The 23,596-nt window shown below is 49.5% G+C and carries 19 protein-coding genes and 2 pseudogenes; 11 read left to right on the forward strand and 10 right to left on the reverse strand.

Features of this window, described 5'->3' with window-relative positions; translation table 11 throughout:
- Positions 1-804: 804 nt before the first annotated feature.
- Positions 805-1,296, forward strand: coding sequence for an IS110 family transposase (locus PsW64_RS07530; protein WP_063303239.1), 492 nt, complete (start codon positions 805-807; stop codon positions 1,294-1,296).
- A 362-nt stretch (positions 1,297-1,658) separates the two neighbouring features.
- Here the strand turns inward: PsW64_RS07530 and PsW64_RS07535 are convergent, their stop codons facing one another.
- A complete protein-coding gene (locus PsW64_RS07535; RefSeq protein ID WP_063303240.1) occupies positions 1,659-1,850 on the reverse strand; it encodes an IS66 family transposase in 192 nt (63 codons plus the stop codon).
- Between the two features lie 54 nt (positions 1,851-1,904).
- Positions 1,905-3,110, reverse strand: a complete 1,206-nt coding sequence (locus tag PsW64_RS07540; protein ID WP_063287396.1) for a multidrug effflux MFS transporter — start codon at positions 3,108-3,110, stop codon at positions 1,905-1,907.
- A 100-nt stretch (positions 3,111-3,210) separates the two neighbouring features.
- Between PsW64_RS07540 and PsW64_RS07545 the strand changes: the two genes are divergently transcribed.
- The 8 genes from PsW64_RS07545 to PsW64_RS07580 all read left to right on the forward strand — a co-directional run bounded on the left by PsW64_RS07545 (position 3,211) and on the right by PsW64_RS07580 (position 14,076).
- Positions 3,211-4,113: a LysR family transcriptional regulator gene (locus PsW64_RS07545; protein ID WP_063303241.1), complete on the forward strand. Its 903-nt coding sequence runs from the start codon at positions 3,211-3,213 to the stop codon at positions 4,111-4,113.
- A 199-nt stretch (positions 4,114-4,312) separates the two neighbouring features.
- Positions 4,313-5,239, forward strand: coding sequence for an aldo/keto reductase (locus PsW64_RS07550; protein WP_206599545.1), 927 nt, complete (start codon positions 4,313-4,315; stop codon positions 5,237-5,239).
- A 63-nt stretch (positions 5,240-5,302) separates the two neighbouring features.
- Entirely contained in the window at positions 5,303-5,779 is a 477-nt protein-coding gene (locus tag PsW64_RS07555; RefSeq protein WP_063292184.1) for a (2Fe-2S)-binding protein, read from the forward strand.
- Between the two features lie 2 nt (positions 5,780-5,781).
- Positions 5,782-8,010 carry a xanthine dehydrogenase family protein molybdopterin-binding subunit gene (locus tag PsW64_RS07560; protein ID WP_063303242.1) on the forward strand — a complete coding sequence of 743 codons (2,229 nt, stop codon included), beginning with the start codon at positions 5,782-5,784 and terminating at the stop codon, positions 8,008-8,010.
- A 1,176-nt stretch (positions 8,011-9,186) separates the two neighbouring features.
- Positions 9,187-10,242 carry an MBL fold metallo-hydrolase gene (locus PsW64_RS07565; RefSeq protein WP_063299228.1) on the forward strand — a complete coding sequence of 352 codons (1,056 nt, stop codon included), beginning with the start codon at positions 9,187-9,189 and terminating at the stop codon, positions 10,240-10,242.
- Between the two features lie 257 nt (positions 10,243-10,499).
- Complete coding sequence (locus tag PsW64_RS07570; RefSeq protein WP_063303243.1) at positions 10,500-10,955, forward strand: (2Fe-2S)-binding protein; 456 nt, start codon at positions 10,500-10,502, stop codon at positions 10,953-10,955.
- Positions 10,956-10,967: 12 nt separating this feature from the next.
- Complete coding sequence (locus PsW64_RS07575) at positions 10,968-13,187, forward strand: xanthine dehydrogenase family protein molybdopterin-binding subunit (protein ID WP_063303244.1); 2,220 nt, start codon at positions 10,968-10,970, stop codon at positions 13,185-13,187.
- 304 nt (positions 13,188-13,491) lie between these two features.
- Positions 13,492-14,076, forward strand: a complete 585-nt coding sequence (locus tag PsW64_RS07580) for an RICIN domain-containing protein (protein ID WP_082831048.1) — start codon at positions 13,492-13,494, stop codon at positions 14,074-14,076.
- Between the two features lie 154 nt (positions 14,077-14,230).
- Here the strand turns inward: PsW64_RS07580 and PsW64_RS28140 are convergent.
- The 4 genes and pseudogenes from PsW64_RS28140 to PsW64_RS28425 form a co-directional block, all read right to left on the reverse strand.
- A pseudogene (locus tag PsW64_RS28140) lies at positions 14,231-14,818 on the reverse strand (IS6 family transposase).
- Positions 14,784-15,071: pseudogene (locus PsW64_RS28145) on the reverse strand (integrase core domain-containing protein); the annotation flags it as partial. The pseudogenes PsW64_RS28140 and PsW64_RS28145, both read right to left, overlap by 35 nt.
- Before the next feature lie 53 nt (positions 15,072-15,124).
- Complete coding sequence (locus tag PsW64_RS28420; RefSeq protein ID WP_446737462.1) at positions 15,125-15,250, reverse strand: transposase domain-containing protein; 126 nt, start codon at positions 15,248-15,250, stop codon at positions 15,125-15,127.
- On the reverse strand, positions 15,232-15,336 hold the full coding sequence (locus tag PsW64_RS28425; protein WP_244277247.1) for a hypothetical protein: 105 nt from the start codon (positions 15,334-15,336) through the stop codon (positions 15,232-15,234). The genes PsW64_RS28420 and PsW64_RS28425 overlap by 19 nt, the downstream gene beginning before the upstream one ends.
- Positions 15,337-15,650: 314 nt before the next feature.
- Between PsW64_RS28425 and PsW64_RS27040 the strand changes: the two genes are divergently transcribed.
- Positions 15,651-15,956, forward strand: coding sequence for a hypothetical protein (locus tag PsW64_RS27040; protein WP_208980639.1), 306 nt, complete (start codon positions 15,651-15,653; stop codon positions 15,954-15,956).
- Between the two features lie 194 nt (positions 15,957-16,150).
- Here PsW64_RS27040 and PsW64_RS07595 read toward each other — a convergent pair whose 3' ends face one another.
- The 3 genes from PsW64_RS07595 to PsW64_RS07605 all read right to left on the reverse strand — a co-directional run bounded on the left by PsW64_RS07595 (position 16,151) and on the right by PsW64_RS07605 (position 19,233).
- Positions 16,151-16,867, reverse strand: coding sequence for an N-acyl homoserine lactonase family protein (locus PsW64_RS07595; protein ID WP_063303247.1), 717 nt, complete (start codon positions 16,865-16,867; stop codon positions 16,151-16,153).
- A 185-nt stretch (positions 16,868-17,052) separates the two neighbouring features.
- Positions 17,053-18,201, reverse strand: coding sequence for a hypothetical protein (locus PsW64_RS07600; RefSeq protein WP_153042351.1), 1,149 nt, complete (start codon positions 18,199-18,201; stop codon positions 17,053-17,055).
- A 48-nt stretch (positions 18,202-18,249) separates the two neighbouring features.
- On the reverse strand, positions 18,250-19,233 hold the full coding sequence (locus PsW64_RS07605; RefSeq protein WP_063303249.1) for a hypothetical protein: 984 nt from the start codon (positions 19,231-19,233) through the stop codon (positions 18,250-18,252).
- A gap of 667 nt (positions 19,234-19,900) precedes the next feature.
- Here PsW64_RS07605 and PsW64_RS07615 point away from each other — a divergent pair.
- Positions 19,901-20,299: a helix-turn-helix domain-containing protein gene (locus tag PsW64_RS07615; RefSeq protein ID WP_063303251.1), complete on the forward strand. Its 399-nt coding sequence runs from the start codon at positions 19,901-19,903 to the stop codon at positions 20,297-20,299.
- A gap of 192 nt (positions 20,300-20,491) precedes the next feature.
- On the opposite strand, the gene PsW64_RS07620 is transcribed toward PsW64_RS07615, so the two are convergent.
- Positions 20,492-23,581, reverse strand: coding sequence for an efflux RND transporter permease subunit (locus PsW64_RS07620; protein ID WP_063303252.1), 3,090 nt, complete (start codon positions 23,579-23,581; stop codon positions 20,492-20,494).
- Positions 23,582-23,596: the final 15 nt, after the last annotated feature.

Genomic DNA, 23,596 nt, shown 5'->3' on the forward strand with positions numbered 1-23,596 from the left:
GCTGTCAACTTTTGCAAAAACGTCTTTTGACTGTTCGGTGATATCGACGAACTTAAATGGCTTCTGAAATTACCAAAATCATTGTGTTAAATATCGCGAGGTTGCGGATCTACCGGCAACAGTAGCGGACGTCTTATGCAAAGAAGCGCTGATTTACGCAAAAACATGTCGGATATTGCTGTCCGATTTGAGAAGGAAATCACTCTGCGCGGAGAAGAGTTCAGCAAGCGGTTGGAGCAAAAGTGTCAAATCTTGAGAAAGTAGAGCAATGCTCAGTTTATTATCTAGTAATTTCAAGAAGATAAGTGGTGCCCGGAGGCAGATTCGAACCACCGACATGCGAATTTTCAATCCTGAACTCTTGTCTAAATTTCAATGACTTAGATCCGTAAAAAACGTCAAATAACTGGGTGAATTTTGTCAAAGGTTTCTCGCCTAACAGAATTGTGAGGGCTTCAGGAACCGCTTTTTAGAAGAGTAAGAAGCCTCTGTGCAGACCAAAGCCGCCATTCGCTGCAGCGCGAAAAATTGATAACTAGAATGACTACTTTAGGATGCCTAACTCAAGGCACATCTGCGAAGGATCGGCGCCCGCTCGTTCACCGATGTCTTCACTGCCATTGGTCAAGTCTGTGACCTCTACGATCCTAAAGAGTGCTGGAACTACTTCAAACATGCTGGATACGTATCAAACTAAAATCGAAAAGCTTTCGGGCCAAAAGCATGCGTAATCGGGCTTGTCCTTCACGATAGGTCAGCTCCTGTTAAGATCGCAGCATATTGCTGCGAGGATGGGAGAGCACCATGGAATACTATGCTGGTTTGGATGTTTCTTTACGGTCTGTTTCGATCTGTGTGATCAACGGCGAAGGTAAGATTATATTTGAACGCTCGGTTGCCTGCAAAGTTGATGTTATCGCCAGCACCTTAGCCCAGACGTCGTTGCTTATCACTCGCATTGGCTTTGAAGTTGGAACAATGAGCCAGCCCCTGTTTTACGGTTTGAAAGAACAACACGGTTTTGACATTGTCTGTATGGAGGCGCGGCAAGTGCATGCGGCTCTGTCGGCCATGCGTAACAAGACCGACAAGAATGATGCGCGCGGCATAGCGCAAGTCCTGCGCTCCGGCTGGTATAGCCCAGTGCATATGAAAAGTCGCCGTTCGCATGCAATGCGCACGCTCCTGAGCAGTCGCAAGGCATGCTTGCGTACCAGAAAGTTGGCAGTTGTCATGCACCGCATGTGGGTCAATGACACATCATTCTGTCGTGATGGCTTGGAGGTTGTTGCATGATATAGCCTGACCTAAATATCACGGCAGGATCGTCCTCTCTGGACGAGGTTTGTAGATGAAGCCGAAAATGTCTGCTGCGCCATGAAAGCGCGTCCAATAGCGGGGCTCTCTACAACCATTCCGGCACATGCATGCAGCCGCTCACAATGAAGAGCGATCCAGACTGCGAAGAGAAGCGTGACCCGGAGATGGATATGATCCGAATGAAAAGGAAAAAGAGCTTGACCTCAACGCCCGATTAGAGAAGCGGTCATTCGCGTGTTTTCATCATGGGTTGAACTTATTCAACCAGTTGCGATTGGTCTCATACGATAGGATAGTACCGCGCTCCAGCTCACTCTCTCTGCTTCGCTCCTGGCGTTCTAGCAGACGTTTCTTGGGGTTTTGCCCCGGACCGTCTTTTCGATCTGATGTAGCTCACCAATCTGGCGCAGGTCTTTTGGAGCTACAGGCGGTGTTTTGTTGCGTGCGACTTCATAGAGTTTGCGCCTTGCGTGGCTCCAGAGCAATAAGCGAGCATCACCGGGTTCTTTTGTCGTTTCAGCAGCCGACATCTTTACATGCGGAGCACCAATCCACTGACTGTTAGAGATCGATCAGGATGCGGGCTATGCGCCCGTTACCATTTGTTGGCGATCCGCCAACATTAAGATAAGCTGAGACAACAGGCTGGTTGCAAATATCCCGAAGAACAGGGGGGCTACCGTCATATTGAAAGTGCCAGCAATGACTGACCCAATCGCCATGGCAATGCATCCGGACAGAAAACTGATGGCCGAGTTGGCCAACCCGGCAATATGTCCAAGCGGTTGCAGGGCGATTGCGTTCATATTGCCCATCGTAAGTCCGAAGCAAAAGAAAACGATCGAGATTAAGACAAGAAATCCGTATAAAGATAATGGGGCAATGTGGTTGATGACATATGCCAAACCGCTAACCAGGATCACGCCAAACAGGGCGGCCCGACAGATCAATTCCGGGCTATAGCTTTCAACCAGACGGGCGTTGGCTAAACTGGCAATACCGATAAAGCCTGCACCTACCCCAAAGTAGAGCGCGAACAGATCACCTGATTCAAAGATATCGCGGTAGATCTGCTCGGCCGACATGACATAGGCCATAAAAGTCCCCATCATCAGCCCGCTGGCGATTGTATAGGCACGTGTTTTCCGGTTCAACAGGGTCGCGACAAGTCCGTCGCGGACCGAGACAAGACTGCCCGCGCTGCGCCGCTCAACTGGAAGAGTTTCCGGCTGGCGCGTCCAAACCCAAAACCCCGAGGCGCATGTCAGCACCAGCATGAACCAGAAGATCGACTGCCATCCCGCCAGCATCAGAATCCCCTGTCCAAGCATTGGAGCGATGCAAGGTACAATGATGAACACCGCCATCGTCAGGGACATGATGCGAGCCATGGCGGCTCCATCATATCGGTCACGAATAACGGACATAGGTACGATCCTGAGCGCCGCGGCCCCCGCGCCTTGAAAGAACCGGCCTACAAACATCACGGCGAGGCTATCTGCCAGAATGCAAACCAGGCTGCTCAACACGAAAACCGCCATACCGATGAATAGGAGTGGCCTACGTCCAAAGCGATCTGACAATGGCCCGTAGGCGAGTTGCCCGATGGTCAATCCCAAAAACAGAATGCCGACGATCTGCTGCAATGCATTGCCATCGGCGATCCCGAAACTCTCGCCGATGTCGGGCAGCGCGGGCAGCACAGCGTCAATCGACAATGCTCCTAGCGATGTAGTCAGCGCGACGAGTGCAACAAATTCAACTTCACTCTGTTTGTTCGTTGCGGACATATCCGAGCATCCTCATTGCATGACCTCCAATCGGCCGATGTTGCGAGGAGTATCTTTTTCGTTCATAATATAAACAAGACGCATTTTATTGAGGTCACATATGAAAAAACCTGATCTAATGAAGGTCGATGTCAAGCTGCTGACGATTTTCTGCGCAGTTGCGAAAGAGGGTTCGATCTCGCGTGCAGCTGCACGGATGGACGTCAGCCAACCCTTAGTCAGTCATGCTTTGGATCGGCTGCGTTTGGTGTTTGGAGATCCTTTGTTCGTGCGAGCTGGACGTGGCATTGCACCAACCGAGCGTGCCCTTGTCCTCGCACCTGAGGTTTCGGAAATACTAGATCGACTTGAGGCACTCGTTTCGCCAGAACCGCTGGAATTGGAGAAAATGACGACCCGATTTTGCCTTGAAGCGCAAGACTACGAGCGTCAGTTGATTTCTCCCAGACTGCTGGACAGATTTTTAATCGAAGCGCCGCAAGCCAAACTTCGCTTGATCCCGTCTGGCCGGAATTACGTGGATCGGCTGCGTATGCGAGAGAGCGATGTTGTCGTCACACCTCTCCCGCCGTCAGATCAGCTTGATATCTACAGCACTACGCTGTTTGAGGATTGCTCAAAGTGCTTCTTTGATCCCAAGGTCGTTTCGGAAGATGAAGTGCGTGAGAATTTCGGTACACTGCCTCACGCGACAGTCCGTTTCTCTCTGTCTGGAACGCCCTTCGAAGAACGCATCTTTGAACAACATGGTATAGAGCGTCAGTTGAGGGTCGAAGTTCCTAGTTTCGAAGCCCTTCCCCCATTGATGCGTGGGTCACAGCTCATAGCGATCTTACCGTCGCGCATGGCGCATGGGCTGTTCAGGGAATTCGCGCACATTGAGCCGCCTTGCCCGTTTCCAACTGTTCAATTCAAAATGATCTGGCACAAGGCCACGCACCATTCCCCAGCGCAAAGATGGTTTCGTGGTGCAGTTCGGCAGGCGGTAGAGCAGATTGTGTAAACGGTAGGTTCCAATCTCCTACCGATCTGGTCATTTTTAACTATTGCTTGGAAAAACGCCGAACTCGACGAGAATTATCGCCATATATCAATTTTTGACATATATCACCTCAATGAAATGCGCCTTGTTGATGTAATTGCTGATGAGTACTTTCCGGGTAGCCAGCGAAAGTAGCTAGAAATCTGAGAAAGCGTTTCAAATGGATATGAAAACCTACCGGAATGACAGTGTTGCAGTCTCCAGACTTGGCTTGGGATGCATGCGCATGTCGATGATGCCGAACCAGCAGCGTTCCGAAAGCATTGCCACCATTCACGCCGCGCTGGAGGCAGGCATCAACCTCCTGAACACAGGGGATTTTTACGGCCAGGATGGTCATAATGAATTTCTTATCGGTGAGGCACTGAAAAGCGTTGACCGGGACAAGGTATTCATTTCCCTGAAGTATGGAACTTTTCAGAATGCTTTTACGGGCAGCAACAAGGTCGATGTTGGCCCAAAGAATGTGAAAACTTACATCACCTCCTCTCTGAAACGCTTGGGTCTGGATTATGTGGACCTGTATCAACCCGCTCGTGTGGATATCGGTATCCCTGTTGAAGATACCATCGGTGCGATCGCTGACCTGGTCGAAGCCGGATATGTGCGCAATATCGGCCTGTCGGAAACCGATGCAGAGACCATTCGCAAAGCGCATGCCACCCACCCGCTGAGCTTGGTGGAGTTCGCTTACTCCGTAACCGATACCTCCATCGAAAAAAGCATCCTGCCCACGGCACGTGAATTGGGTATCGGTATTGTGGCCTTTGGCGCCATGGGTTTTGGTAAATTACCCGATGCAGAAGGCGATCCTTTGATAGTTACGCTACGCCATATGGCCGCCGACAAAGGCATTTCGATTGCCCAACTGTTGCACGGCTGGCTGTTGGCCAAGGGCGAAGACATTATCCCACTGGCTGGCTCTCGCACCACAGCCCAACTAGAGGATACGCTGCAAAGCTGGGATCTAAGTCTAAGCGACGAAGATCTAAACAGAATTGAAGCCGCTCGAAGTGCAAGTGAGCTGGTTGGCCGTTCAATGCCAAACATGGTCATCAAGAATGGTGTTCTTCTGGAGCAAGACTAGCCGGACACCGCGCGTTCCTACGAAACTCTCAGAATTATGTCTGCCAATTGGAGGAATTGATCCATGCGTCTAATCGTCAACGGCTCTGAATTTGATGTACCAGACTCATGGCAAGATGAAACGCTGCTTATGGTGCTGCGTGAACAGTTGGGTTTTGTTGGTCCAAAACTTGGCTGCGGCCAAGGGGAGTGTGGTGCATGCACAGTTCACATCAACGGTGAGGCTGCCCGCAGCTGTTCCATTTATGCGATTGATGTCCAGTCTGACAGCATTGCCACAATTGAAGGTCTTGCCAGCGCCGATGGTGTTTTACATCCTGTTCAACAGGCTTGGTTGGACGAGCGCGTCGCTCAATGTGGTTACTGTCAGGCAGGGCAGATCATGCAAGCCGCGGCATTGCTGAATGAAGAACCGGACCCTGACGACCAAACAATCATAGATCGTATGAGCAACAATCTTTGTCGTTGCGGAACTTATAAAAGGATCAACCTCGCAATCAAGAACGCTTCCCAAGTGATGCAAACAAGAAAGGGAGGCTAGAAATGAAACCAACTACACAAAAAAAGCGGCGCTTCACACGACGTGGTTTCTTGAAAGCTGCTGGTTGGACAGCAGCGGGTCTAACCGTCACCTATTTCGTGGGCAGAGAGTTCGCGCCAGTAATGGCGTCGATGCGCGCACCAGACTTTGAGGAGGGCACAGCGTGGATCAAAGTTGACCTGGATGGCACTGTAAGAATGCTAAGCCCCGTGCACGAAATGGGACAAGGGTCATCCCTCGGCCTAGCCCAGATCGTAGCTGAAGAGCTAAATGTTGATGTTGAGGATATCCAAGTCTCGCTTCCCTCAACAAACGACGTAACGAGACTTCAGGTCACCGTAGGAAGCTCGGGAACCAGTAACAACGCCCGTCCTCTGGCTGAAGCTGCTGCTGGTCTTCGTGAAGAGCTGAGACAACGTGCGGCCAAGCAAGTTGGCCTTGATGCCCATGCTCTTGGCGATGCTAAAGGCGGTTTTACTACCCCGGAAGATCAAATCGTGACCTTCGCTGATATTGTCACAGGAACAAACGAAGTGATCGATCTTGGGGACCTCCCGGATGCGACCTCTTACACGTTTGATCCAGGCAGGGAGAAGGTGCAGGTTGGCAAAACTGCTTTGCAGGTTCAAGGGCGCGATATTGTAACCGGCAAAGAGGTGTATGCACTCGACGTTCGTTTGCCGAACATGACATATGGGCGCGGCGTTCCAGCCCCCATGGCAGGTGCCCAGATCGTTGATGTTGATGATGGTGGCGTCAGCAGTATGCCCGGTGTCATCAAGGTCGTGGTCGATAAAGAGCGTAATTTTGCCGGCATTGTCGCGGAAACGCCAAGCGTTCTTGACGCTGCACTCGAGCAGATGACTGTACAGTGGGACAGCCCATCAAGTTATACTCAAAAAGACATCGACGCGATGATTGATGTTGATATTGCTCTTTCGGCCGGGGAACTTGAGAGCATCCTCGAAAACGATGATGTCGCTCAGGATCAGGTTTGGACCGTTGACCGACGTCAGGATTTGCCAATTGTCGAACATGCGACGATTGAACGGCGTTCTGCGGTTATTCAATTTAGTGAGCGGGACGGGCGAGAAGTGGTCGAGATCTGGGCGGGCACACAGGACATGTTCGTCAACCAAAAGAAGGCAGCTGCGGAACTTGGGTGGTCAACAGACCGCGTAACGGTTCACCTCATGCGTGTGGGGGGCGGCTTTGGTGGTCGCGCAACATATGATGTTGTCCGCGATGCCGTGCTCCTTGGACGAGAGGTTGATCGACCGGTCAAGGTGGTGTGGTCGCTACGTGACGAGTTCCTCGCAGACCGTACGCGTCCGCCATCGTCTCATCGGGTTCGGATCAAAGCAGATGACGATGGGAAAATCACCGAATGGTGGCACGCTTTCGTCAGCGGACACGTCATGTTCAACGATTTTTTGTTACCTGAAGGGGGCTTGTCGCTCGTTCGGAAACTGTTTCACGACATAGGCGCCACTATAGGTTCTCATCCATTCTATACCGTTGATCGCCGCCGCATCGAATTCACTGACGTCGAACTTCCTTTCCATGTTGGCCAGTGGCGCTCACTTGGCGCGACGCCCAATTCGCTTGCAGCCGAGGCGGCGGTTGAGGAACTCGCGCGAACGCTCAACCTGGATCCAATTTCGCTACGGATACAGAATCTTGGTCCGGAACAAGACCGGCTCAAGACGTGTTTGACAAAGCTGAAAACCATTTGTGCCGCTCGCCCGCTTCCTGAAGACGCAGAGGTTGGTCGCGGTTACGCCGCTGCAATCTTTGCTGAGCAAACCCATGTTGCAATGGCTTTTGACGTATCTTATGAGAAAGAGAACGAACAAATCCGTATCGATCGTTGTTATTGTGTGCTTGATCCCGGATTTGTTTTCAGCCCTGATCAAGTCAAGGCTCAGATCGAAGGGTGTACCATGATGGCCATCGGGCAAGTCTTGGTCGAAGGGGCGCCTATCGATGATGGTTCGATTTCAGCTTATGGTTTCTTCGACTATCCGATTGCGACGATTGACCACGCGCCAGAATTTGAAATTGAACTCATCAGTGACCCCTCTGTCGCGCCATCTGGTGTTGGTGAAGCCGCGTTGATCGCTGCACTTCCTGCTCTCGTAAATGCCATCCGCGCAGCAACAGGATATCGCGCAAACAAACTGCCAATAGATGAGGACGATCTTGTTGCCACAATGAACACGAAGGGTTGATCAGAGTGAATAATCGAGTGAAGCTAGGCCCAGGACCCATTGATTTTTAATATCTTGCCTGACTTACTTTGTGAGCGTTCGGTGAAGTCGACCTGACGCGATAGGATTTGATTTTCTATTCTTCCTCCAGTTTTGTCAGCAGGCGCTGGAAGGAAGTTTGCCCGTCGCTCAGGTTGCCAGTCGCCATGGCACAAGAAAAACACGGCTATATTACTGGCTGAATGATCACCGTTACAATCCCATGCTTGAAGGGAGATCAATGCATACAACAGAAACAGGGTTTGTTTCTAACAGTGTCGTCGAGGAGTGCCTTTCGTGTTCATGCTGCGAGGAAGTTGTTCAGGCACCGCTGCCCTCCCGGCCAATCGAGCGCGGGTGCCCGGGATCAGAGTTGCTGGCTCAAATTGCTGATCATAAAATCAATCGCATCAACGATCTCATGCCATGGTATTACGCTGCTAGATCAGTGTAACTGAAGCCCTAATTGATAAAAAGGCTGGGGTCATCGGACGCACACAGTCATGACAGCTTCCGTGATGTTGATAAGCACCACTCGCTTACCGTTGCTTGAGCGTTGTCGTGTAACAAGGCCGCGCTTTCTAAACGACCAATGACCTTGATCGCGCCTCCTTCGGTGAGCAGCAAGGCGTGTGAAACTTCACTCATCGTCACAGGTGCTCCAGACTGGCAAACACGCCCAAGCATTTCTTTTCTGAAAGTGTCAATTTACATTCTTCCATAACAGCAGCCTGCAACATTTGCCGAAGGCGTTCTGCTTTAAGCGGTAACAGATAGGCCATCCTTATGTTTAGACGCTCTTTCTCGGGTGGTAGATCTAGTTTTGCCTTCGCAATCCCTATCTTTGAATAGATTACTTGACAAGAAAAGTATTCCAGACAAGTATATCCAAACTTATGCGGTAATAAGTTAGACAACCTGTAGCAGCCGTATGACCATGTAAAAAAGGATACGCGGATGTCCGTACCTCTGCTGCTCACCCTTTCGTTGTTCTGTGAAGTTTTGCAGGTGCATCCAATGGCAGCAACGTTGCAGGATCAAATGGAATATTTTCTAGAGAACTTGCCATCATGAATCGCGCACACTCACAGCGCTAAATAGGCAGGACCAGATGTCGCCTATGTTTGGCTGGATATCTTTTAAACGGGGAACTTATGGATGCGGCCCATTGAATTTACGGTAGTAATTTTCGTATTGGTAGGTGTTTTCATGACAGCTTGTGCGGCTACTCAAAAAGATCACAAGCAAGGATCTTTGAATTTCAAAGATGGAGCATTTAGGAATAACAGTCTGGTCGAAACTCACTCCTTCTGGGAAGTAGCCTGGGCAGGGCTGACCTCTGACACGGAAAGGGCTAAATGGCCGAAATGGGTGGAAACGATCACAGATCCGTCCCCGCAGGACAGAGTCAATAGCAAGGACGCACGCGTCACCTTCATCAACCATTCAACTTTTCTTATCCAGATAAATGGGTTCAATATTCTCACTGACCCAGTGTTTTCAGAACGAACCAGCCCGATTTCCTTTGCTGGCCCAAAGAGGGTTCATAAACCGGGCATAGCTCTGGAGGATCTACCAGAAATCGACGTAATTATCGTAAGTCATGATCACTATGATCATCTGGACTTGAAATCCATAAATCAGTTGATTAAGCGCGACAACCCCAAAATATATACCGGACTTGGGGTGGGAAGTCGCTTGGCATCCTCTGACAACATCAATGAACTAGATTGGCTGGATAGCGCGCAAGTGTCAGATGATTTTAAGCTTTGGTTTCTTGAAGTGCAGCATTTCTCAGGTCGTACATTGACTGATAGAAACTCCACTCTCTGGGGCGGGTTTCTTATGCAGATTGGTGGCAAGAATATCTACTTTGGCGGTGATAGTGGTTACGCCAATCACTTCAAGAGAACATATGAACAATTTGGACCTGTTGACTTGGCCTTTCTGCCAATAGGTGCCTATGCACCTCGGCATTTATTCAAGCCAGTGCATCTTGATCCATTTGAGGCTGTTAAAGCACATATGGATTTAAGAGCAAAACAGTCAATCGGCATGCATTATGGAACCTTCCAACTGAGTGCAGAAGCGCGCGTTGAGCCGGTTGAACTTCTGGAACAAGCCAAGCGTGAGGCTCAACTGTCCCCTTCTAGCTTTATCACGCTCAATGTAGGCCAGCCGCTGGACATGATCGGTGTTGGCTCCTCTGATTAGTACCAGTCATCCTCGCTGACAAAGCACGTAGAAATATAGAGAAACATGATCAACTACGTTAGGTCGCCTTCACCGAGCACCTACGCTTTACCGTTGATGGGAGCGATTTTACAACCTCTATCAATCGCATCATAGCTATCAAGGAAGACCGCCTTATGGGGCCCTCCGATTAGTGCTTAAATTGTTAGATAGGCTGTTATGGAATCTCATCGAAATCGTAGGAGCCAGCTTTTGGCGTTTCAGACAGGAGAAACACAATGATAAGATTCCAGCTCAACGGAAATTCAGTTACTACTGGCGTGAATGAAGATGCCCCTCTTCTTTACGTTTTACGAAATGATTTTTCTCTGAACGGCCCTAAATTTGGCTGTGGTGCCAGCGCATGTGGTGCATGTACTGTGCTTGTTAATGGTCAGGCCGTTCGGTCCTGTATCACACCGGTCTCGCTTGTCGCCGACACCGAGGTAGTGTCGCTCGAAGATCAGACACCCGGCAGCGTTCTTTCAGTGCTTCAACAAGCGTTCCTGGTTGAGCAGGCTGCACAATGTGGCTACTGCAGTAATGGGATGATCCTGACGGCTACCGAACTGCTATCGAACAATCCTGCCGCAAGTGATGCAGAAATCCGTGAGGGCATGGATGGTATTTTGTGTCGCTGCGGGGCACAGGCGCGTGTGCTAAAAGCAATCAAGCGTGCTCAAGTGCAGATTTGAGGAGGGCTAATCATGATTAAGCCTGACACAGCATCACTTTCTCGACGTTCCATTCTACACGGCATTGGGGGGCTCACCGCCTATTTTGCATTGCCGGTTTCTATCCGTACTGCTCAGGGAGAAATGCGACGCCCAAATGAATCGACAGTTGATGCCTGGATTCGCATAGATCCCAAAGGCAGCGTTTATGTGTCCTCTGGCAAGGCTGAACTTGGGCAGGGAATTCAGACTGCATTTGGGCAAATCGTTGCAGAGGAACTGGATGTCGATCTTGCGCGCATAAAGGTGATCAATCCAGACACTGACCGGTCACCAGATGAATCGTATACGGCAGGCAGCGCATCGATACAGTCGAGTGGTATGACATTACGCCACGCAAGTGCCGAAATCCGCCGTCATCTTGTCAAGATGGCAGCGGGCAGGCTCCACGCCGATTTGGTGGACATCCGTGTCGAAGATGGAGAGGTGATCGCTCCGGACGGCGGTCACATAACCTATTGGTCTTTGGTCGGTGGTTTGGAAATAAATATCCCGATCTCTGGCAATGCTCAACCAAAGCGCCCAGCAGACCATAAGCTTGTGGGTACGCCCCAGCAACGGGCTGATCTACCGGCGAAACTATACGGTGAAGCCTCTTATATCGTCGATATTCGCCTTGAGGGCATGGTTCATGGCCGCATCGTACGCCCCCCAGCACCGAAGTTCACACTCGTGGATGCATCCATCGACACCGTCAGTGCAATGGACGGTGTGATCTCAGTTGTACGGGATGGTAGTTTTCTTGGCGTGATTGCGGAACGTGAAGAACAAGCTGTGGCTGCAGCTGAAGTATTGGCCGAAGGTGCAAGCTGGGACATCCCGCCCATTGAACCACCGCTAGAGGAGTTGCCTGAACGGATTAAAACGCTGCCGTCATTCGACAGTGTTTTTCTGGAGGTTGGCGATGTTAACTCTGCCGGTGGCGAGCGTTTCGAAGCATCTTACTATCGTCCTTTTCATGCCCATGGTTCGATCGGACCATCTTGTGCGATTGCTCAGGTTGATGGCGATATCCTAACGGTGTGGTCGCATACGCAAGGTGTCTACCCAGCCCGGCGTGACATGGCAAACGTACTAGGGATGGCTGAGAGTAACCTGCGTTTCATTCATGCCCATGGAGCCGGATGTTATGGCCATAATGGTGCAGATGATGTAGCGATGGATGCAGCGCTCTTAGCCCGCGCAACCGATTTACCAGTACGTGTGATGTGGTCGCGTCAAGATGAGCTGGCCCATTCACCATTTGGCACGGCAATGCGTATTGAAATTGCTGCCGAACTTGATTCCAACAACAGGCTGCGCTCCTATGAGCACACGCTCTGGTCAGGTGCTCATATTGCGCGTCCGGGTTTGCAATCCCAAATGAGCCGGGGTAATCGTAGTGGCCTCATGCCCGCTTGGTCTACTAACAGCGATATGCAACCCTATGCATTTCAAAGCGCAGCTTCCATGTTCGGGGCGGATCGTAACAGTGATCCGATCTATGATATCGCGAACAAGAGGCTGACAAAGCACCTTCTGCCCGAGATGCCTTTACGTGTCTCAGCGATGCGCAGTCTGGGAGCTTATTCCAATCACTACGCTATGGAAAGCTTTATGGACGAAGTCGCCTTTAATGCTGATGTGGACCCGATTGAGTTCCGGTTGCAGCACCTCAGCAATCCGCGCTATCGGGCGATTGTCGAAAAGGTTGCAGAAGAAGGCAATTGGTCTGGTCGTTCGAACAAAAAGGGCACTGGACGTGGTTTCGCATTTGGACGCTATCGGAATACATCGGGCATATTCGCAATTGTCGTCGACGTACACGTAGATTTAGAGAATGGCGAGGTAGCCATTCCAAAGGTCGTTGGAGCCATAGATGTCGGTCAGGTAATCAATTCGGACGGCGTGCTCAATCAGATCGAAGGCGGAATCATCCAATCCCTGAGCTGGACCTTGATGGAAGAGGTGACTTACGATCACACCGGCGTCACCAGTACCGAATGGTGGGATTACCCAATCATGAGTGTCGCGCAGTCCCCGGTCATTGAGCTTCATTTGATTGACCGCCCAGACTTGCCCTCTGTTGGAGCAGGTGAGGCTTCACAGGGGCCGACTGCAGCAGCACTTGCCAATGCCGTCTTTGACGCAACTGGCGCTCGCGTTCGTGATTTGCCACTGCGGGCTGACAAGATCCTGAAGCAAATGACTTAACTGAGTTCTTTTGACGGAGTTAAGCCAATAGGTTTTAGAGATTGTCGAACTGTGGCTCGAAGTAAAATGCAACGCGCATTTAATTCTGGGTATCTCCACATACCCAGACCAATCTATGCCTTCATTAGTTGAATAGCGGAGAGCTTTGGCCAGAAGACGTCCAAACTGTAATCCGTACTGATGAGGAAAACGCGACAGATCGCAACGTTTATTGGTGAAACTTGAAGGGCACGTGTGATGCACACCCATTTGAGCATGGCATAACAGATGTCCGAAATAAAGTTTCGACTATAGGAGACACCTGATGAGAACACTTGCAGTGATGCTTTGGACACTAGCCTCTATTTTACTTTTTCCCATAACAGTGCACGCTCAGGATTGGCGTGATGAGGCAGGTTATCTTTATTTAGCTGATCGTCTTGATCGACCGCAGGACGGTTATTGTATTGACGTGGCCGGATCGGGCAACTGGGTAGACTTTACCATGCCGTTAAACGCGCATAATTGCAAACGGCCGGGTTTCTATGCAGACGAGGCCGTTACCTTTTCCTCTCCTGGTGCCATTCGTTTTCCCGCTTATGGGGGGTGCGTGACAGCGGTTGGTTTGAATGGGAGAACATTGCCTGGTGCCCCGCTGATGATCAAACATTGTGCTGATGAAGTTGATATCGCGCAATATCCTTTTGTGCGGGCGTCTTTACAAGATTTCACACATCGTACAGATGGGCGTATTGAATTAACTGGCACGGGGCTTTGCTTCGAGGTTGGCGCAGATTCTGACAGCACCTTTTCAGAAGATCATCGCTGGCGTACCCTAAATCTGAATACCTGCGAAGATATTCCCGAAAGTCGATCAGTCTGGTTAGAATTTGAGCGAGAAACAGAATAATACCTATGTCGCAGCTAATACTTCGAAGGATACTGTCGCAAACTTCGCTGGAATGCCCTTTTGGCTCAGTTGGCCCTTCCTGATCTTGTGGTCAGCAATTTGGCGCTATCAACTTAATCTGAAGTTTGCCGCAATAGTTTTCTCCAGACGCATTTTAAGCTTCAAGCACAGCAGCTTGTTTCCATTGTGAAAAAGCGTTGATACGGTAGAGGTGAGTGTCGATTGCGGATCGTTGGTGGTGAGGTGGAGCGAAGAGATTGCGCAGGCCGGAGAATGTTTCCAGAAATATTTGAAGTTGGCCTGGCGACTTGAACTTTTGCATGGCTCGTTTTCGCGAGGGCAAATGCAAGTTCTCGGAGCGATTGTTTAAGTCCTTATGGCTGAGGTACTCAACAGCTGGCATCACTTTGTGTTTTGCTGCACCATAAGAGCCGAGTTTGTCGGTAACAATTCGTTTTGGAGCAACTCCTTACCTTGGTAACAGATATGTCATTAAACGTTTAGCAGCCATGGTATTGCGTCGTTTTTGAAGGATCTCATCCAGTATGTAAACATCTAGATCAAGAGCCTGCCACAGATAGCATCGCTGGCCCTCGATTTTGATCACAACATCATTAAGATACCAGATATCTGAGCTTTGTGCTCTTTTGCGTCGCAACCGATGACTGTAAGCTGGGCCAAACTTGATGCCCCACGGGCAGATGGTTTCATATGATAAGGTTATGTCGTGCTCCGACAACATTTTTGCGACTGAGCAGCCCCATTGGAGTGATCCGAGTTGAAAGTGAGTGCATGGTTGGCCTTCGATCCATCTGAATGGAGGCTTCCGGGACTGGCGGGTGATAGCTCAGAGCACTGTGGGGTCGTTTGGTGTTGTAGTGTTTTCTCCAGCATTCGATGATGATTTGAAATTCAAGGAGGGAATAGAAGATTTCACTGTTCAGTAGCTCCTCGCGCATACGCCCGTTGAAGCTCTCGCAATACCCATTTTCCCAAAGTGTGCGTCTGGTGACCCCGGCCTTTTTATTGATTAGGACTTCAGTTATGCTTATTTAGCAGCGTAACACCATGGCATGAGATCGTTAATGCGATTGATTTTATGATCAGCCATATAGACCAGCACCCATGTGAGCCAGGCTTGCAGGTCGACATCATTTAGCTTCGCTGTTTCAATGAGGTTGAGGCGATGGCAGCAGCTTTTCCTCCGCCCTCTAATCCCATGAAGAGATAAATTTTCCTTCTCAGAGCCAAAGACTTCAATGCGCGCTCAGCAGAGTTATTGTCCAGTTCCAGCTGGCCATTATCAAGCTAGGGCCATGAGCAAAGTGGCCTTTTGTGATCCGTTGGGCACTACAGGCACTATACTCATGTGACCGCAAAGATCCATCAACGCCTCCTAACCAAGACATCTAAAAACAATTATTTTGACAGCAGCAACCCTTGAGGGAAACACCCGAATGTCCAGTGTTCGCCCTCATCTCTGGCAACAGGCTCTCGCTTACCTCAGTTCTCGCAGCGCTGCGAACGGTAGCAAAGTTCGCATCTTACTAGTTCAAAATCACCAAAGCGGGTGAATGCGATTCAATGTTCCCTTGTTGTTCTTCGTAACACCCAAAATACACGCTGGGTCCAGTTGGGACTACCTGGTCGATGAAGCTCAAGAAGTTGGCAGCACCTATAATGCAGTTTGTACGCCAGATTTCTTCGGTTTCAACGACAAGGGTGAGCTGCAATACTGTGGCAGCTTGCATGATGCTGGCTTCAACGACCCAACCAACCGCACACCAGAACTTCTCAATGCCATGCGTCAGGTTGCCAAAACCGGCTGCGGACTGAAGCATCAGATCCCGAGCATGGGTTGTTCAATAAAGTGGAAGTAGATCTGTTTGCGCGAAGGCTAGTCAAATTGGAGGCAATGATAAAGCAGGACGCAGTAGCCGCTAGCAGAGGACCATAACCGGCCATTAGAGCGTTTCCATCAATGGTTGATGTTGTCTACATGGAAGGTTTTCTGAATGTCTTTGCGGGAAGTACTTCTGCAGCTCTAAGCAGCCCTTAAAACCAATTGCCGTACTTAATCGTAATAGACTGGAGCATGTCGCAGAGTTGACCACTGCTCGCTATCATGTCCGTATATGACAAGAGCGGCATTTTCTCGATTTGTAACATCAAAGATTTTCTTTGTACTGGCCCGTATGCGAAGTTCGTCATCCATATCAGTGATATACATCTCGCGTGTTGCAGCATCTGCCATTGAACTATGCATCACAGCGTCAATGGCCAACAGAACCGGTCCAGTTCTAGGTAGGCGGACAAGCAATGACTGATGACCGGGAACATGACCACTCGTCTCTAACAACTTAACTCCAGGTACCAATTCCATGTCACCGTCAATGACGCGGTAGTTAAGTGATGCACTGCCCCACACATCTCTGTTTGCAGCAAAACGAGGATGCCCACCCTTGGCAAGATCGTATTGCTCACGTTGTATGATCAACTCTGCCTTGGAGAAAAGGTCATGGTTGCCCGAATGATCATCATCCAGATGTGAACAAACAAGGTAGTGGATGTCCAAGGGAGAAAGGCCAATTGATGATAGACGGGAGACGATAGAATCCTCCGCTGACATTTCGACTGTGAGGCCAGGTGGATTTTGTGGGTTGTCAATAAAGGAACGAGGCCAACCTGTGTCGATGAGAATATTGACGTTATCATCTGTTTGGATGACGTATCCAGGAACAGGTATGTTGCCGGGTTGCATTGTGGCCAATGGAAGTAAGTAGAGGCGCATAGGTCAGATCCGTTCTGCAGACTGCACCGCTAATCAACCAGCGAATGAGCAGCTTTTATTATAGATTTTGAGAAACTTATGAAGCTCAAAAAGTTTGTAATGAACGCAGACAAAACTGATACATGCTTCAAAGCAATGGTCATAACTGCGCTCTTCTGGTGAATTTAAGTTAGATCTCAAGGGGCCTAACCGTCCACACCCCAGACAGTGATTTTCAGGTTCCCATCTGCCTCAACAAAGGCGACAACAAATCGACTGTCAAAAGTAGATACTTTGGATATCTCTGTTGTTTCGATCTGCGTAAATTCGCCAATAACTGATTGGTTTCTTAATAGCTGAAAACCATCATCATTTAGATCCCAAAGACTAATCCAAGCACAGAAGTGGGGACTGTAAATAGGGTCTTCACAGTTACCATATGCTCCGATTTGACCCGTGATAAGTTTTCCAGTTGGAATCGATTTGACTACCGCCTGCGTTGTGGATCCGATGTCTGGATAGATTTCTAACTGTGCATACCGCTCGAACTCACCAGGAATTGCAGCGTTCGTTTTGCGCCATTCAATGAGTTTGGAAATACTTCCGTTCCCAGAGATAGTCACCCAACGTCCAGCCACTACATCAATAATCGCGGTCACGTCGACGTCTTGAATTTCAAGACCACCATTTGACGCTCCGCCATACGGCGAAAATGCACCACTATGAAGAATTTGTGTCAGACGTAAGTTGCCATCTTTGTTTCTTCTGGCAAGTATATTTGTTACTCCTTTTGAGAGGGCAAGATTACTTGCATTATTGAAGTTGACTTCATCTGACAAAGTGAGCGCATTGTCTTCCAGGAACGCCATAACGGCAAATGCCTGACCATTCGGACGCCGGGCAGCAATGAGTGCTGCGCCATTTGCTTCCGTTGCTGTGACTTCGGTAATCTCCGGGCCAGTTAAATGGGAAACGCGATTGATGTTCATTCCATTCCCGGAGATCGCCCAGAGGATTATCTGCAGGTTCCCGTCACTGTCTCTTATGGGTGTAACAAAACTGCGACCTGTCAATTTTGCGATCGCTAAGCGGGTAGCGGTTTCAGTGTCACGAATACTGCTGGTGCCTAATGGCGTTGTCTCACTACTTTTCCATGTGATGATACGCAGGTTGTTACTTTCATCTAACACAGCGACCACATAGCCCTCTGAGAGGTGATAATTGTAACTCGTTAGTGCCATACCTTTAACGGTTCCGTAGTCGAACTCCTTTATGAGTTCGAGTTTGGCTGCCCGGCTCATCGAAAAGCCCATGAAGAGGAAAATCGACAGAGCCAATGCGAGTAGTCTGCTCATAGAAACCTCCATTCTCCTAAGATATTTTGATTAGCTAAAATGAAAGTTTCAGCGCCCGGTAATCACCCGCTTTGGAGGGCGGTGCTTATCAAGATCATCGCTGGTTCCCGCACTGACAAACCCATCTTTGTACCAGACAAAGTTCAGGTTGTTTTCACCATCAACGCCCATACCCGCAACATCCGCAGGCGTGTAACCAGGAGCCAGAGTGTATTTGTATGGTTTGCGGTGCTTGTCTAAGTCGTCACTGCTTCCTGCGCTGACGTAGCCGTTTTTGTACCAGACAAAACTCCAGTTATTCTCACCGTCCATTGCCATGCCAACGATATCACTGGGCTCGTAGCCGCTTGTTAGGGAGTATCGGTACTTCGAACGTTTGCTGTCCAGATCATCACTACTTCCGGCACTGACATAGCCATCCCGATACCAGGCGAAAACCATATTGTTTTCACCATCAAGTGCGAAACCGATCATATCCTTTGCGACATATTTATCTTTTCCTGGCCCTGGCCATGCGTTTGGTTTGCCTGTCAAGTAACAAGCTTCAATCTGCTCTGGGACAGTGTTTTTGTAGTAGATGGATCCGAAGTCATTTGCACGGTGATTTAGACCATTGTTATGCATCGTTTCATGCGCCATCACACTGGCAATACGGCGCGGCGAGTTATCACGGATGAAATCGCGATCCATTTCAAATACACCGCGTTTTGCGTAAACCCGATGTGCGCTAGCGTTTGTGCTTCCAGAAAGGTTCCTGCACTTGATTTTGGTGATTTTGGCACGATCCAAGTATCCAACAATTTTGCTGGGAGATTGCCTGCCATGCTCTACAAGATAGGCTTTATCCATACAGGTGATAAGCTCATTCTTCTTTCTCCGTGCAATAAACTTAAACTCTTGGAATGCATCTATAATCTTACTTTTCGATTCTGGTGAACAAGAGCGAATTTTCACCTTATCTTGCGCAGCTGAGTGTTCCACCGAAGAGGAAAACAACACTGCTAAAGCAAGAAGTGACATGACGTGTTTCATCTATCACCTCAAAATTTAGGAGTTGATCTTTTGTAGTGGCAAGTGAGTTGATGACTGATGCAAAAGTCAGAAGTTGTATTGCCTAGAAAACTCTTCGGTTATCGTAGGCGTTCGTATGGTTAGACTTTGGATGATAAGAGCATTCAACGTGCTCAAAGGGTTCTAATGCTTAGACACGTTTTATCGGCACCTGAATGAGACGTCTTGTAAAAAACGGCAGATGGATGAGCACACAAGATGAGCGTATACTTCAAATTCCCTCCACCTCCCGATTTAACGCGTTACATCAGAGGCTTTCATATTGCTGATCGGCAGGTTGGTGAACTCACCATTCAATCCCCTCCTACGGGATATCCTTTGCTTGGGCATATATGGAAAGGGATTGGGAGTGTCTGCGTCGGAGATATCGTCGTCCCGCAACTGGCCCCGCCGGTTACGCATTTTAGCGGCCAGTTATATAGGACGAATGCCAGTGTTCACTGGAATGGGTACATTGGTCACATCCTTGCGGAATTCACAGCAACCGGGCTTTATGAGCTCTTTGGTATTTTAGGTGATGAGCTTATCAATAAGACAGTACGGGTGAGCGCTCTGGCTCCTGAATTTGCAAGAAAGTTGGACGCCGAGCTTGCTGAAGTTGAGAGTACAGAAAGCTATCTGAGATGCTTTGAAAGAGCAAGCCCTCAGAGCTAGTTACGCACCCCGTTTTGTTTCTGAGGCTGTAAGCATCATCGAAGAGGCCCGCGGAGATGTTAAACTGAGGGAGCTTACTAAGAGAATTGGCACCGCTGAAAGAACTTTTCTAAGCCGATTTAAAAAAGTAGTGGGAGTGCCGCCGAAGTATTTCTGCCGTGTAACTCAGTTTAATTATTTTGTATCAGTTGTACTTTCAGGAGAAAAACTTCCACTGTCACAGCTTGCTACAGAGGCTGGTTTTTACGATCAGGCACACTTTACAAGAGCAGTACAGGAGTTTGTGCTAAGTGCCCCTTCGCATTTCCTTGAAGGAGACGTGACACAAGTTTCCAGCTTTATCAGGCAAATGAATGAGGCTGCAAATACTTAATATTGAGGTATCCAAAGTGATCGCACGGGCCTCAAGCGGCCATTGAAGCGCTTCCATCATGGGTTGAGACACGCTCACTCGAAGGCTTCTACAATAGCTCTTATGGACGATATGGATTTACTCAACTGACCAATCGTTAACACATTAATTTGGTGCCGAAGTTTCCGTGACAACGCCTGCTTGTGACTGTTCTCATATGCTTGCTCCGGCAAGATGGGGCTTTTCTTGTCCGGGGTTTTTGACGTTAAACAGGATTGCGTAGAGCACCGGGACCACGATCAAGGTGAGCACCGTTGCGAAGCTCAGGCCGCCCATGATGGTCATGGCCATGTTGACAAAGAAGGCATCCTGCAAGAGCGGAATAAGGCCAAGAACCGTAGTGGCTGCGGCCATAGCGACAGGCCGCATTCTGCTAACGCAGGAATCCACAATAGCAAGGTAAAGGTCTTTTGTTTCGGCCTGCTGATCTATTTCTTCAATGAGCACAATGGCATTCTTGATGAGCAAGCCTATCAGGCTCAAAGCGCCGAGGAGTGACATGAAGTCAAAACTGCCGTTCATAGCGAGTAAGCCAGCCGTTATGCCGATGATGGCCAAAGGGACCGTCAGCCAGATGATGAGTGGTTGACGTACGGAACCAAACAGCAGGATAGAGGTGACAATCATCAGAGCAAAACCAGCTGGCAGGGCACCATAGATACCCGCCTGCGCCTCAGCTGAATCTTCATATTCCCCGCCCCAGCTGAACGAATAGCCGGGAGGCAATTCAATCGCTTCGACGTCCCCTTTGATGCGGTTGAACAACGGCGTCGCCAACTCCCCTTTCGGATTGGCTGAAGCGATTATGGTTTGCATTCGGTTTCGGCCCCGAATAACAGTCTCTTCCCAAACCGTATCAAAGCGGTTTACCACCTGTTGCACTGGGACGGATCTTTGCAAGATCGGGCTCCAGACTTCAACATCGCGAATATGAGAAACGTCTTTTCTCTCCGCCTCTGGTGGGCGAACGACGATAGGAAGGAGGCGCGTCCCGTCTCTGTAAATCCCGACCTGACTCCCCTCAAAGGCCTGCGCTAATGCCACTGATAAATCCTGCCGGTTGATACCTAACTGGCGTGCGACCTGTTCGTTGAATATGGGTTTGATGAGCTTTTGTGGTTGACGCCAGTCCGTTCGCACATCCTTGGAATCTTCATCAGCCCTCATGATACGCATGGCCTCTCCTGCCAGATTTCGCAGAAGAACAGGGTCTGTTCCGTGGAAGCGCGCCTCGATTTTTCCATCCCGGCCGGGCCCAATACGCAGCGGTTTGATAATTGGGTCGAGCTGCGGCATTTCCTCAAACATGAACTTTTGAGTGGCGGCCCAGACATCCGGTATCTGATCGCGGGTCTCTGTTTGAACAATGATCTGTGCGTAGGCCGGACTGTTTTCCTTCGGCTCATAAACCAAAGAGAACCGCGCATCACCGCCGCCAATCAAGGATGTGGTTTGCGTTACCCCCGCCTGGTTGCGCACAAACTCCGCGACTTTGAGGGTATCGTCGCGGGTTTTACGAATGTCGGTTCCCTCAACCTCCCAGATATCAACGAAAAACATCGGCGTATTGGAGTTGGGAAAAAACGCCTGTGGCACGTAACCAAACCCAACCAATGCCGCCAAAAACAAACTGAAAGCAGCTGAAACCGTAACCCAGCGGAACCGAATGGCGGTTTCCAGAACGCTTCTATAACTCATGTAAACCCTACCGGCATAAGGGTCTTTTTCTTCGCTTTCCTCCGTCTTTTTATCTGGCCTTAGAAAGAGAGCGCATAGCAATGGCGTCGTGCTGACAGCGGTTATCCAGCTTAGGGAAAGTGATATAAGAATAACGTAGAATAACGAGCGTGCAAACTCGCCTGTGCTGGTTTGAGAAAGCCCGATGGCGGAAAACGCAAGAATGCCGATTACCGTCCCACCCAGAAGAGCCATTGCATTGCTTGAAACCACTTCGCTTGCAGCTTTTGCCGCCTTCATACCTGCTTTGATGCGAATGAGCATACCCTCTGCAATAACGATTGCATTATCGACGAGCATACCCAAAGCAATGACCAGAGCTCCCAACGAGACCCGCTGAAGTTCAATATTAAACAGTTGCATGAACCACAGCGTTCCGGCCACGGTGATCAGCAGCACTGCGCCGATTATGAGACCGGTTCTCAGCCCCATAAAAAGCAAGAGAACAACAATGACGATGACAATCGCTTCACCCACATTGACGATGAAACCGCTGACGGATTGATCCACCGCTTCTGGCTGGTTGTAGATAATATGGCCTTGAATACCGATTGGTATCGTATCGACAAGCTCTTCAAATTTTTCGTTGATCGCCTTGCCGGTGTTGACCACGTTTTGACCCGGTAACATCGAAATGCCGAGGGTCAGCGAGGGCAGTCCGTTGAAATAGACCATCTTTGAAGGTTGTTCTTCATAGGCACGAGTAATGGTTGCTATATCGCCTAAGTAGACAGCCTTTTTATCGGCTCCTTCATCCTCCGAGCTGATGAGCAAGCCGCTGATCACTGCAACAGAGTTAAACTCCCCCGTTGGCGAAATGCGAATGTATTCATCCCCAACTCGAACGCTGCCTGCATCTGCAACAATATTTTGCGAGGAAAGCAACTCCGAGATGCGTTCTGCAGAAAGGCCGAGTTCGCCAAGACGAGCGCGTGAGATCTCGATATAGACGACCTCCTGCTGCGCACCGCCAATAACGATCTTTCGTACACCGGGAACAAGAACGAGTTGTCGTTGAAGAGTTTCAGCCACATCCTTCAGATCGCGGTAGGTATACCCCATGCCAGAAATAGCAAGATAGATGCCGTAGACATCTGCAAAGTCATCCACGATTACCGGCTCTCCAACACCGGGAGGAAGCTCGTGCCTTACATCTGCAATCTTCCGGCGCAGTTCATCGTAAATGTTGGGAAACTGCTCAGTCGTGTATTCATCTTTAAACTGGATCTGGATATCAGAATATCCGGGCCGGGAGATCGACATCTTTATACGTTTGAGCTGAGGGAGTTTTTGGACCGCATCTTCGATGTGGTAGGTGACTTCTTCTTGTGTTTGCTGCGCCGTAGCCCCCGGATAAGTCGTGATTATCTTCGCTTCTTTAATCGTAAAGTTGGGGTCTTCCAGCTTCCCCATCTCATCAAAGCCAAGAATACCACCACCGACCAGCACAATGATGAGGAGCCAAGAAACAACTCTGTTTTTTACCGAGTAACCGCCAATATCCATAGGAGTATCCTTGGT

It is taken from the genome of Pseudovibrio sp. W64 (assembly GCF_001623145.1).
Classification (GTDB): Bacteria; Pseudomonadota; Alphaproteobacteria; order Rhizobiales; family Stappiaceae; genus Pseudovibrio.